The following is a 13,704-nucleotide window of genomic DNA, read 5'->3' as shown; positions in this document are numbered from 1 at the left end:
TATTGTCATATGGCTAGAGTAGAATGAGAGTCATATGACGATATAGTGATGCGAGGATGGTTATGATATACATAATGGTGCATCAGTCCTTAATAGGTACTATAGCCTCTGTATTGCCTAGATGAGTTATTGTAACGGTGCCATTTGTGATATTCATAAGATCATCAGTGACTTTCTCATAGTCATGGGGAGCGATATATATGGTTAGTTGTACGGTATCTGTAAAATCTTTATGGTATGTATAATCATGATCTTGTAAATAGCGTTCTGTAGTTCCTAAGTATGTATACGTAATAGAAGCCTCTATTTTTTCTCGTTTTGTATGCAATTCTTTAGGCGCTTGGCGAATCGCTTCTGCTACCGTATGAGAATAGGCCCGAATTAAACCGCCAGCACCTAATTTAATACCGCCAAAATAGCGTGTCACTACGACGGCTACATTGGTGATTTCTGTTTTTTTTAGTACCTCTAACATAGGTTTACCTGCTGTGCCAGAAGGTTCTCCATCGTCAGATGACCGCTGTTGTTCTTGACAGGGTCCAATTGCATAGGCACTACAGTTATGACGAGCATCCCAATAGTGTTTAGCAAGTCTTTTGATAGCCACTTGTGCATCTTTTTCTGTTTGACAAGGGACCAAGGTGGCAATAAATCTAGATTTTTCTATGGTATATTCATATTGATATTCGTGAGCAATGGAAATATAATCCGTTGCTTGTGTTTTGTGATTAGTGTGTGTAGTTTGTTGTACTGACATGGCTTTCACTATCATCCTCCTCGTTTATCTACATGTATTATACCATGTATAGTGACTGTTGATGATATAGACTAGGGCAGATTTGTAGACATCGTATGATAATTGACAACTATTTTTAGAGAGTATATGCTAGTAGTACATTAATTGATTTTCATTCACAATATAGTGGGCATGATTAGGTATATAAAACTAAGTGTTCATTACTATATAGTGAATAAATCTTATTTGAATAGTATAGTTAGCGTCATGTGTATTATAGATATATGAAATGCTAGTAGATATATGATATATAGAGAGGATATAATCATGAAACGAGAATTCAATATTATAGGTATGCACTGTGCTGCCTGTGTAAAACGGGTAGAAACGGTGGTTAGCCGATTAGATGGAATAGAAGATGTAACAGTTAATTTATTAACAAAAAAAGGAACGGTTACTTTTTCAGATGATACGATGACACAACCAGAGGATGTTATTCATGCTATTACTGCGATTGGATTTGAGGCCTCTGAATCGGATAGTTCAAGTTATAACATTACGCCCACCAATTATCGATCACAAATCATTCGATTGGTTGTGGCTGCATGTTGTGCTAGTTTGTTAATGGGCTCAATGGTATTACACATGCTATTTCGTACGTCTATGTTACCAGCTTGGGTAGAATGGATTTTGGCAAGTATTGCATTGTGGGGATCAGGATCTGTCTTTTTTAAAGGTGCTTGGAGTGCTATTAAAAGTGGTTCTTTAACGATGGATGTACTTGTCGTATTAGGTACATCAGTAGCTTATTTTTATAGTATTTATAATTGGTTATGTCATATACCTCAATTATATTTTGAAACAACAGCATGGTTGATTACTTTTATTTTGTTGGGTAAATTATTAGAAGAAATAGCCAAAGGCCGTACATCAGAAGCTTTGCAAAAATTAGTAGCCCTACAGCCTGCCATAGCACATGTGTGGCGAGACAACCAATGGGTAGATATTCCGACAAATCAAGTTGTTGTAGGCGATACTTTGCAGGTGCGAGCAGGTGAAAAAATACCAGTTGATGGAATGATAACAGAGGGGCGTTCAACAGTGGATGAATCTATGTTAACTGGTGAAAGTATGCCTGTAGAAAAAGAGAGGGACCATACTGTTATTGGTGGTACGATAAATGTAACCGGAGCTTTCACGATGAAGGCCAATAAAATTGGGCTTGATACGATGTTATCGCAAATTATTAAGATTGTGGAGGAAGCACAAACGTCGAAGGCCTCGGTGCAACGAATCGCCGATATCGTAGCCTCGTATTTTGTGCCCGCCGTTATTAGCATTTCAGTTGTTGTAGGATTGATTTGGTATTATGGCGTAGGTAGTTCGGTGAATACTGCTCTCATTGCGGCTGTATCAGTTCTCGTTATAGCTTGTCCTTGTGCATTGGGATTAGCTACTCCTACTTCTATCATGGTAGGTACTGGATTAGGCGCTACCCATGGCATTTTAATTAAAAGTGCCGAATTTCTTGAAACAGCAGGTACCTTAGATGCGATGATACTTGATAAAACGGGTACATTAACACAAGGTTCATTACAAGTTACGGACTATGAGCTCCTATCGTCAACATCAGTAGATACAATGGCATATATGATGGCCTTAGAAAGTCAAACCTCGCATCCTATTGCGAATGCTATGGTGCGTTTTGGAAAAGAAAGAGGGCATAGGCTTGATAGGACTACTATTAGGGTCAATCATTTTATAGATGTACCAGGTAAGGGTGTAGAAGGAGTGATTGATAATCAACGAGTACAAATCGGTCATATGCGATGGATGAAGGAGCAAGGCTATCAATTAAACAACATAGAAAATACAGTCTATGACTATGAAAAGCAAGGATCATCTGTTTCTTTGATGGCGATAGATGGTGTGATGATTGCTTTGTGGGTAGTAGAAGATGTATTACGACCAGAGGCACGTGAGGTTATAGAGCGATTGGAAGCATCAGGTGTTGAAGTATGGATGTTGACGGGGGATAATCGACGTACAGCCAAGTATATTGCTGATCAAGCAGGTATTTCTCATGTTATGGCCGAAGTCTTGCCACAGGATAAGGCAAGTAAAGTGCTAGCACTACAAACAGAGGGGAAACGAGTTGGTATGGTCGGCGATGGTATTAATGATGCACCGGCCTTAGCGACTGCAAATATAGGCTTTGCTATTGGTAGTGGTACGGATATTGCTTTAGAAGCAGCTGATATTGTACTAGTGCGTAATGATTTACATGCCCTAGAACAAGCTATACAGATTAGTCGTAAAACAATGAAGAATATTAAAGAAAACTTGTTTTGGGCACTGATTTTTAATTGTATTGGTATTCCTTTAGCGGCATTCGGTATATTAAATCCTATGATAGCAGGTACTGCCATGGCATTTAGTTCTGTCACCGTAGTGAGCAATGCAATACGATTAAAATATGCGAAAGTATAATCTTATAGAATACTAGTATGGATAGAATGATGAGATGAATAGAATGAGAAAAATAACAAAACGACGATGGTTCATGTTGCTACTACTATGTCTCGTTATAGGCATTAACTATTTAGATCGAGGAAATTTAGCAGTAGCCGCTCCCGTTATGCAAACATCATTAGGTATTAATCATGCTATGATGGGCCTATTGTTTTCCGCATTTGCTTGGTCCTATGCATTTTGTTTGCCCCTGGCAGGTATGATATTAGACAAAGTGGGCCCTCGTATTTTGATGACCATAGCGATTATTGGATGGTCTTTTTCCACATTATTGATGGGCTTTTTATCTAAACTATCTACATTGATGGGAGCTAGGATTTTATTGGGCATATTCGAAGCCCCCATTATACCGTCGAATATTAAATGTGTAGCATCGTGGTTTCCTGATAAAGAACGAGCAAAAGCAGTAGGTGCGTATACGGCGACAGAGTATTTAGCATTGGGGTTATTGGCACCCGTATTATCTTGGATATTAGTAACTTTTAGTTGGCATATGATTTTTATCATCACTGGATTATTGGGATTAGTAGTGGCCATTATTTGGTATCGCTATTACCGAGAACCATGGGAAGATACACAGGCGAATGAAAAAGAATTGCGTTATATCCGCTGGGGCGGTGCTGTAAGATCTACTAATGCAGAATCGATACAATCAGTTAGGATAGCACTTTCATTATGTAAGAAGCGGTTGCTACTAGGGATGTGCATTGGTCAATTTTCCATTATGACCACTTTATTTTTCTTTTTAACGTGGTTTCCCTCTTATTTAATTGCCGAACGAGGATTGACGATTTTAAAAACTGGCGTCTATTCTATGTTGCCATTCATGATGGCCATCGTAGGTTCTCTATTGGGTGGCGTTTGGTCAGATTATTTATTGCGCCGCGGTCACTCTAAAACGGTGGCTCGTAAATTGCCCATCATCGTAGGCTTTTTATTATCCATGCTAATCATGGGAGCCAACTATATAGAGTCTATAACGGGCGTGATTATTTGTATGGCGGTGTCCTTTTTCGGCCAAGCCATGGCATCAGCTGTTAGTGGTGCTCTATTATCTGATATAGCCCCTAAAGAAGCAATTGGTATTGCTGGTGGATTATTGAACTTTGTGGCTAATCTAGGTAGTGCCACATCACCATTGGTGATTGGGTGTATTCTAGAATTTGGTGGTGGCTTTCATATAGCCTTAGCCTATGTATCTTGTGTAGCATTGGCAGGAATTTTGGCGTACGTGGTGCTTATGGGACGCGTGCATCGCATTGAATTATGATAGAAATAGGGTATCGTAACTAGAGAAGGTGATACATATGATGGGAGAAAAATCAGAAAAACTAGTAGTTGAAACATTGCCATTTCCTCCTGTTCTACCAGCACAGGCAACGGTGATGATGATGGGAACCTTTCCTCCTACTGCAGATAAGCGATGCATGGAATTTCATTATCCAAACTTTCAAAATGATATGTGGCGCGTATATGGATTAATTTTTTTTGATGATATCGATTATTTTAAAAAGGGTGAAGAGAAGGCCTTTGATGCAGATAGAATACGTGAGTTTTTATTGCACCGTGGCATTGCCTCTTGCCCCACAGTGGCGAAAGCAATCCGTGAAAAAGGCAATGCATCCGATAAATTTTTGCGGGTTGTGGAACCGGTTAACTTACAACATGTATTAGCACAAATACCAAAGTGTCAATATATTGGCACTACTGGTGGTAAAGCGACGGAGGTATTACTCGGTCTATTACCACAACCTATGAAGATACCAAAAACGAATGAAACCGTTGAGTTTGATTATGAAAAACGTCATATATGCTTAACACGATTGCCATCTACATCACGAGCGTATCCAATGAGCCTTTCTAAGAAAGCAGCGGCGTATGCATCATTTTTTAGACGCATTGGCATTATAAAAGAATGATGTATGATGTGTGTATCAGGAACATCGTAATTCTTTAAAACGTAGTCTATAATGTAGTGGAAGAAAGACACAATATTTTACTGTAAATTTTTACAACTGTTAATTAGCATAAGGGATTCTTTGCATGTAAGCCATGTGGAGAATTCCTTATTTTGTTTTATGAATAGGGGAACATGTAGAGCAGGATTTTATTATGCATAGGATAATTTCATATACTAAAAATGGTATCTTTTATTTGCTATAGTTTTTATGGTGCTTATAAAAATTAGTATCACGTACCTTTACAAGAGTAGACACATGGAGTCCATGAATAGATGCTATAAAAATATGTATTCCTATCTTGTTAGTTCTCATATATCATCATACAATAAGAGTATATATTCTTAACGGGATAGGAATTGGCATGACTAGGGGATACTCACTGGAGTGCAAAAGGAATAGTGTATTGACTATTTGATTGATATAAAGAGAAGCGTATATGATAGGTATGTATTAGGTATTTACTACTTATTCTACAGTGGCTGCAGATAGTGAAGTCGGTTGATAACCGTATAGTAGTTTCTTATGTAAGCTGCTATGAATTAGTAATGTACTCTTAGCTGAATAGATTATGTATGGAAATGACTACATATACAAGAGGAGGATGTATGGGACTTTCAATATATATGGGACGAGCAGGAACGGGTAAGACCTATGCTTGTTATGAAAAGATTAAAGACATCATAGATACTTGTCCAGGAGAACAGATTATTTTGCTAGTGCCCGAGCCAGCAACGTATCAAGTTGAACGAGAATTGGCAGAGCATATGCCACAAGGGGGATTTACTACGGTTCGCGTAGTGGGGTTTAGGCGCTTGGCGTATCAAGTGTTTCAATCTATTGGAAAAGTGCGTAATAGCAGTATTTCAAAAGTGGGACGCAACTTATTATTACGTCTTATTATGAAACGAGAGGGGGCATCGCTTGATATATTACAACAGGCAGCTAAGCAACCTCATTTTTCAGATGTGTTGCAGAGTATATTTTCAGAATGTCAGGCATTTAAAGTATCATCGCAAGAGTTGGTGACGGGAGCTCGTCAGATAGAATCGACTAATATTGTATTGAGTCGAAAATTACAGGAATTGGCGAAAATCATGGAATCCTATGAGGCGGCGTTAGCAGTGCAGGGACAAGTGGATGTAGATCCGATAGAGGAGTTAATTGGCCTATTAGATGATACACCATTATTGAAACAAGCACATATAGTGGTAGACGGATTCCACTGGTTTACACCGGTGCAATATGAACTCTTATATAATCTATTCGATCGAGCTAAGGAATCGATTATAACGATTACATTGCCTACGAATCCAAAGGAACGGGAAAAATATAGGCAAAGGGGAACATTATTTAATAGACCGTGGGAAGTGTTTGATACGTTGTGCCAGAGATATGGCACACATGTTACGATTCGTAATTTTACTAAGATGTATCGCTATAAAAACCCTGTATTAGCGTCGTTAGAAGCGGATTTCTTTCAAAGCCCTGCCAAGAATAATACAAGTCATGAAACGATTGAGGTGCTAGAAGGATACCATCGCGAACGTGAAGTAGATGCAGTATGTCGTAAGATAGTTTCCTATATTTACGGTGATGACGGAATTACTAATGATACACAAGCAACTAGGTCAACGAGAAAAGATGTAGAGAATGCATCGAAGAATAGAAATAGATCATCACGGCGTTGGCGAGATATGATGATTATACTAAGAGAATCAGAAACATATGGCGATATATTGGAAAAAACATTACGTCGCTATGAAATCCCTTATTTTATAGATCGCCAACATCCCATGGATACACATCCTGTGTCGGAACTCTTGCTTGCTGTATTGGAAGTTGTGCAGTATCCGTTTAATCATGATGCTATGTTTCGCATGTTGAAAACAGATTTATTTCCCCTTTCACGGGAAGCGGTAGATGAATTGGAGAATTATTGCTTAGAATTTGGTATTCGCGAACATATGTGGCAGTGTGACAGATGGCAGTATACGCGCCAAAGTAATGGCCATAATGAGGAAATATTAGCACAAGAAGAAGCCCGTTTAAAGCGAGTGAATATGCACCGGCAATATATTATGGAAATCTTAGAACCATGGTATCAGTTTGCTAATGCATCACATACGGGGCGTGAGTGGGGAGAACAATTTTATCAGTTATTGGTACATATGGATATACCGGATCAGTTACGTCAATGGTGTCAATTAGCACAGGAGGAAGGCGATACAAAAACTGTGGCGGCTCATGAACAGATGTATAAACGAGTTATGGACATGATAGATGAGATTATGTTGTTAGCCACCGATGATATACTATCTCTTGATGAAATGGCATTATTGATGCAAGAAGGGTTGCGTGATGTTAATTACTCCATAGTACCACCTACGTTGGATCACGTAGTGATTACTACCGTTGAACGTGGATATAATCTATCAAGACCGATTGTATTTGTTATGGGATTAAATGAAGGGGTATTCCCACAACGAATGGGCGATGAAGGATTATTGCGTGACGCGGACCGACAGGAGCTCGCACAAATTGGTATTACTTTAGCAGCAGGTGCCTTGGGTAAAACATATCATGAAAATTTCTTATTCTATTTAGCCTGTACGAGGGCTTCTGAACATGTATACCTATCGTTGGCAGCTACAGATGAGGAAGGCGTAGGATTAGAAAAATCCTTATCGATTGATCGATTGATGAAAAAAGGATTTGTTCAAACCATCCTTTCAGCACCGTTAGCAATTGATGATGACCATATAGAAAATTACATATGGCGTATACCACAAAGCATCTCCTTGTTATCTGCCCAATTTGGGAATGTATTGAAAGGGTGTGAGATAGCACCTATCTGGTGGGGCCTCTACGAGTGGTTGCGGACTAGTTCGCAGCGACCTCTATTGGCACAAGCTGTGCGAGGCCTTATGGACTCTAACACAGTACCACTCATTCATGGTGATGTAGTTCGTGCTTTATTTTTGAAAGAGCACGTAGGTCATCAAGATATGGTCGGTTCAGTCACTCGATTGGAGAAATATCAAACGTGTCCATTTAAATTTTATGCAGAATACGGTTTACGTTTACAGGAACGCCCCATTAAATCATTCGGGGCCCCTGAAATTGGTATATTTTTACATGAATGTTTGCGCATGTTAGGGATGGAATTATTAGAGCGACAGCAGCAGTGGCGTGATATGAGTAATGAAGAACAAGAAGAAATTTGTGAAAAAATCGTAACAAATATTGCGAATACCCCAGCATTTCAACGTGATGAAAGCGATGCCTATCAAAATAATTTACAAATTCGATTATTGAAAACGTTACAGAAAACGGTACAACGTTTGTGTGATTGGTCACGAAAAAGTCGATTTAATACTAAATACTTAGAACAAAGCTTTGGTAGTAACTATCAGAGTTGGAAACCTCTCTATATTGACGTATCAGAACATACGTCGATTCGTTTAGAAGGTCAAATTGATCGTATCGATGAATATAATGATGGACACACTACATATGGGATGATTATTGACTATAAGACGGGTGGCGCTTCAGTGAGTGCTTCTGATATTTATTACGGCTTGAAGTTACAGCTTGTTACGTATTTATTAGCTTTAGAACAATTAGAAAAAGGCCATAGCATGATACCTGCTGCCGTTTTGTATACGTATGTGAGAAATCCGCGCTTATCCAAGCCATTTTTAACAGAAAAAGAGGCGAAAAAAGTGGCAAAGGATGATACATCGTTACATAATACAGGGTATTTTATCCATGACTTAGATGTACTGGATACGATTGATGACACCTATCGGCTTACACCATCATCGTATGTGCCAGTTAAATTGACTACGAAGGGGAATGTATATAGTACGTCTTTACCTAAATTAAAAACTGTATCAGAATTTCACACCTTAACGAACTATGCAAGCCGTATGATGGCGAGTATTGGTACACATATTACGAAAGGTATATTTCCTATTAGCCCCTACCAATTAGATAAGAAAATACCTTGTTCCTATTGTGAGTATCGGTCGCTTTGCCGCTTTGATGGCACTCGCAATTCTTATCGATATATTCATAAAAAGCAAGAACAAGAAGCATTAGAGGCCATGAAGAAAGGGGACGAATTATATGAAGTGGACTGAGGCACAACAGTCAGTCATTGATGCGCCACCTATCGCATCAGGACTTGACTCACAAACTATATTAGTCGCTGCAGCTGCTGGATCGGGTAAGACGGCCGTATTAGTAGAACGAATTATTTCGCGGCTTAAAAATTTAGACAAACCCTTGTCGGTTACAGATTTATTAGTGGTTACCTTTACGAAAGCGGCAGCCGCAGAAATGAGTGCACGTATTGCTCGTAAATTAAATGAAGCGATTCAAGAGGCCTATGATAGAAAGGATAGCGCCTTAGCCGACCATTTGGAAGAACAATTGCGCCTACTGCCATCGGCACATATTTCTACATTACATTCTTTTTGTACGTGGTTAATTCGCAGCTATTTTTATCGCATTGACATGGATCCATCCTTTCGAGTAGGTAATGAAGGAGAACTTAGGTTATTAGAACTCGACGTATTAGATCGGGTACTACAAAAGACCTATGAAGATGGGTCATGCCATATGTATGAACTAGCCGATATGTTTAGCGACATGCAATCGGATCGAACAATTCAAGAATTAGTGTTACAATTATATACATTTTCTATGGGGCTTAGCTACCCCGTAGGATGGCTCACATCGATTAAAGACACGTATCAGAGAAATAGTAAATTACCCTTAGAGGAGACGATTTGGGGACAGCAAATTTTGTCGGATGTGGTAGAAATAGTTGATCGCGTAGAGGCGCGATATAAAGAAATACGATCCCTGTTAGTTGAGGTAGAAGCTTGGAAAAAATTTGATGCCCTAGAAGGGGCCATCATCGATATGGTACATCAGGCACATACATGCACTACGTGGTCGGACTATCGGGATATGATTAGTCGCTTGCAATCTATGAAATTTGAGAGGTTCCCTACGAGTAGTCTTAAACCGTTGGTGGATGCGGAGATACTAACAAAAGTAAAAGCGCTTAGGGATCAAAATAAAAATGACTTGCAACGAGTTGGACAAGTGGGCATCCTGGTTAGTGATGAAGAGTGGTCCCACCAAATGGCATTACAATTGCCTATAGTAGAAGGCATTGTTGACATTACATTAGCTTTTTATAAAGCTTTTAGCGAAGCAAAGAAAAACAAGGGCTTACTAGATTTTACAGATTTAGAACATAAAGCTTTACAACTCTTAGTGCTCCCTGGTACAGAAGAGAATCCACAACCATCAGAGGTGGCGTTAGAACTACAAGGGCAATTCAAAGAGGTGATGGTTGACGAATACCAAGATACAAGTAGCGTGCAAGAAGCCATTGTAAATCTCGTATCCAAGAAAGATAATCGATTCTATGTGGGGGATGTAAAGCAATCCATATATCGGTTCCGTATGGCAGATCCCAGTTTATTTATGGGAAAATATACATCATTTTCTCGCCATACAGATGCCATCGAGCGTCGCATTGATTTATCCAAGAATTTTAGGTCCCATGATAATATATTGGCGGTGACTAACTTTATCTTTCGACAGATTATGACAGAGGCGGGGGCAGAACTTGACTATGGCGATGATGAAGCCCTCTATGCGGGGCGGACTGTCAATGATCCCCCAGATTCATGGTGCGGTGGGGATGTAGAGATTCATCTCATTGAATGTGACAGTGAATCTCCCTCTTCCGATGAAGATGATGAAAATAGCACACAAGAGTTAGACAATTTTGAAAAAGAAGTATCTTTTATCATCGAAAAAATTAAAGAGTTAAAAGCCAATGGGACAACAGTGGAAGAGGGGGATGGACATTTTCGACCACTTATGTGGAAAGACATAGTAATCTTATTGCGATCCACATCCTATGTGGCAACCCGTATGGTAGAAATGTTTCGCCTTGCCAGTATTCCCGCCTATGCTGATGAAAAAAGTGGGTACTTTGATTCGTTGGAAGTAAAATTGATTGTATCGCTCTTACAAATTATTGATAATCCAGAGCAAGATTTACCGATCGCCGCCGTATTACATTCGGGCGTGGTGGGCCTTGATGCAAATGAACTTGGCCGATTACGTATGAGTGGGACTGGTTCATTGTGGTCCTTATTACCAGATTTTGCCAATGAAATGCAACATGAAGGATTATTACAATTTGTGGACTATATGCATACGTGGCGCACCTATTCGCGGCATCATAGTATCAGCGATTTATTATGGCACATCTATGAAACACTAGACTATGTCAACTATGTAAGCGCCATGCCGAATGGGCTTCTTCGTCGTGCAAATGTACTCGCTTTGTATCAACGAGCTAAGGAATATGAAGCAGGTTCCTTTAGAGGTATTTTCAGATTTTTACGATTCATTGAAAACCTACAAGCTGCTAATCAAGACTTAGGAATGGCTAAAACGGTTAGTGAAGCAGATGATGTGGTTCGCATTATGACCATCCATAAAAGTAAGGGCTTAGAATTTCCTGTTGTATTTGTTAGTAATTTACAAAAACGATTCAATGTGAAAGATTTACAATCGCCCATGCTTATGCATAAAGAGGCCGGATTAGGTATGAAAGGTTACTATTCTGAGTACCGCATTATGTATCAGTCCATACCATGGATGTATTGTCATGAAAAATTATTACGCGCTGCCAAGGCGGAAGAAGAAAGATTGTTATATGTTGCCATGACAAGGGCAAGAGATAAACTTTATTTAACAAGCTTTGTGAAAAATGTAAAAAAATATTGTGAAAAGGATATGGTGCAATCAGCCTTGATGACGACTACGCCAGCTTTACCAGACGATGTGATTCGGCAAAGTAACTCCTATCTAGATTGGATACTCATGAGTGTGGCTCGCCATTGGGCGGGCGGTAATCGTATTCGTGTAGAAGCACAAGCACAAGAGGTGGGACGGTTAGATTTACCCGATAAGGAATGTCACATATCTTTGACCATTCATGATGGTAACGAGTATGGTCAATTGGATACATCATCGGATAAACAAGAAGGTCTTATTAAGGGATTAAGCCGATTGGATAGTGTATCTAGTGCGAGATTACCAGAATCATTAATAGAACGATTTAATTTTGTATATCCTCAGCAAGTAGCCACAAAAACGGCGGCTAAACTGTCTGTTAGCGAAATGAAACGACGCTTTTTAGAACAGGAAGCGGAGCTAGAAACATTGCTTCTTCCTAACATAGGAATGGACACATCTCAGAAAGAAAAGTATCACTCGTTTGGTGAAGAAAAGTCGGTTCCTCCGTGCCATAGTAAAGAGGGTCAACATGAAAATTCTCCTGATACGAGTGCCTTAGCGCCTATGGATATCAAGTCTACTTCTAAGGATATGTACCCTACAGATAAACATATTGCGATGGATGATGTATTTTCTCATACACCGGCGCTCTTAGATACGCGGGTTACAAAAGCAAGTGGTGCTAGTTGGGGAACGTTGATGCATGAAGCCATGCAATGGCTCCCGGTGGCACCCTATACGCTAGATAGTGTACATGATGCACTCGATGAATTACAGCATAAAGGGTACTTTACAGACAAAGAGCGGCAGTTGATTTCTGATCAGGCGATTAGTCGTTTCTTTACATCCCCGTTAGGACAACGATTAGTACAAGCAAAGCGCATTGAAAAAGAATGGCCGTTTAGCCTATTAGTTGATGGTACTACTATCTATCCTCAATTGGAATCGGGGGAACAGATATTTTTACAAGGTGTCATTGATACAGCCTTCTTAGAAGATGATGGCTGGGTGCTCATCGATTATAAAACTGATAAGGTGCAAAGCGCACAAGATCTCATGGATCTCTATGGAATACAAGTGTCTATCTATAAAAAAGCACTAGCACAATTGACGGCCTATACCGTAAAAGAAACGTATTTATATAGTTTACGCTTACATGAAGCAATATTAGTTACCTAGTAATAAATAATTTTTATAACTACATAACTAAATTTCATAATCGGGGGGGGTAATTGTTCAAAAATAGTATATAATATGTATATAGTAAATAAGCCACACTATGTTACAGTGTGGCTTATATAATTGTACGCCGAATAGGCATGATTAAACCCCCAGTTAAACTGGGGGTCAGTCAAATTTCTTAGAGAAAAGGAAAGGACCTCCTAGTGATAAAATGAAGTTGGTCTGGTAACCACAACATTTTAACATAGGAGGTTCAATGTCAATGAATGATGTAAAAAGTTTATCACATAGTAAATGGAGATATAAATATCATATTGTTTTTGCTCCAAAGTATAGAAGGCAAATAATTTATGGTCGGATAAAAGTTGATGTAGGTAAAATTCTAAGAGATTTAAGTAAGAGAAAAAATGTAGAAATTATCGAGGCGGAATGCTGTCCGGATCATATACATATGCTAGT

At 39.2% G+C, this 13,704-nt stretch carries 7 protein-coding genes; 6 read left to right on the top strand and 1 reads right to left on the bottom strand.

Features of this window, described 5'->3' with window-relative positions; genetic code table 11:
• Positions 1–82: 82 nt before the first annotated feature.
• Positions 83–757 carry a YigZ family protein gene (locus K357_RS0104975; protein ID WP_051212127.1) on the bottom strand — a complete coding sequence of 225 codons (675 nt, stop codon included), beginning with the start codon at positions 755–757 and terminating at the stop codon, positions 83–85.
• 306 nt (positions 758–1,063) lie between these two features.
• Here K357_RS0104975 and K357_RS0104970 point away from each other — a divergent pair, with 306 nt between their 5' ends.
• From K357_RS0104970 to tnpA, 6 genes are all read left to right on the top strand, one after another.
• Positions 1,064–3,226: a heavy metal translocating P-type ATPase gene (locus K357_RS0104970; protein WP_028257731.1), complete on the top strand. Its 2,163-nt coding sequence runs from the start codon at positions 1,064–1,066 to the stop codon at positions 3,224–3,226.
• 43 nt (positions 3,227–3,269) lie between these two features.
• Complete coding sequence (locus K357_RS0104965; protein WP_051212118.1) at positions 3,270–4,538, top strand: MFS transporter; 1,269 nt, start codon at positions 3,270–3,272, stop codon at positions 4,536–4,538.
• Between the two features lie 37 nt (positions 4,539–4,575).
• Complete coding sequence (locus K357_RS0104960) at positions 4,576–5,187, top strand: DNA glycosylase (protein ID WP_244869379.1); 612 nt, start codon at positions 4,576–4,578, stop codon at positions 5,185–5,187.
• Between the two features lie 647 nt (positions 5,188–5,834).
• Positions 5,835–9,371, top strand: coding sequence for a PD-(D/E)XK nuclease family protein (locus K357_RS0104955; protein ID WP_028257728.1), 3,537 nt, complete (start codon positions 5,835–5,837; stop codon positions 9,369–9,371).
• Positions 9,358–13,242, top strand: a complete 3,885-nt coding sequence (addA, locus tag K357_RS0104950) for a helicase-exonuclease AddAB subunit AddA (RefSeq protein ID WP_028257727.1) — start codon at positions 9,358–9,360, stop codon at positions 13,240–13,242. Before K357_RS0104955 ends, addA begins: the two co-directional genes overlap by 14 nt.
• Before the next feature lie 265 nt (positions 13,243–13,507).
• The coding region (tnpA, locus tag K357_RS0104945; protein WP_028257726.1) for an IS200/IS605 family transposase at positions 13,508–13,704 on the top strand (197 nt) is incomplete at its 3' end.

It is taken from the genome of Veillonella montpellierensis DSM 17217, assembly GCF_000426745.1.
Classification (GTDB): domain Bacteria; phylum Bacillota; class Negativicutes; order Veillonellales; family Veillonellaceae; genus Veillonella; species Veillonella montpellierensis.
The sequence above is the reverse complement of the archived record's forward strand: the minus strand, read 5'-3'. Positions and strand labels throughout refer to the sequence as shown.

Excerpts from the sequence above, each read along its gene's own strand:
- K357_RS0104975 (WP_051212127.1), bottom strand. The coding sequence starts at position 757 with ATGTCAGTACAACAAACTACACACACTAATCACAAAACACAAGCAACG.
- K357_RS0104970 (WP_028257731.1), top strand. The coding sequence starts at position 1,064 with ATGAAACGAGAATTCAATATTATAGGTATGCACTGTGCTGCCTGTGTA.
- K357_RS0104965 (WP_051212118.1), top strand. The coding sequence starts at position 3,270 with ATGAGAAAAATAACAAAACGACGATGGTTCATGTTGCTACTACTATGT.
- K357_RS0104960 (WP_244869379.1), top strand. The coding sequence starts at position 4,576 with ATGATGGGAGAAAAATCAGAAAAACTAGTAGTTGAAACATTGCCATTT.
- K357_RS0104955 (WP_028257728.1), top strand. The coding sequence starts at position 5,835 with ATGGGACTTTCAATATATATGGGACGAGCAGGAACGGGTAAGACCTAT.
- addA (WP_028257727.1), top strand. The coding sequence starts at position 9,358 with ATGAAGTGGACTGAGGCACAACAGTCAGTCATTGATGCGCCACCTATC.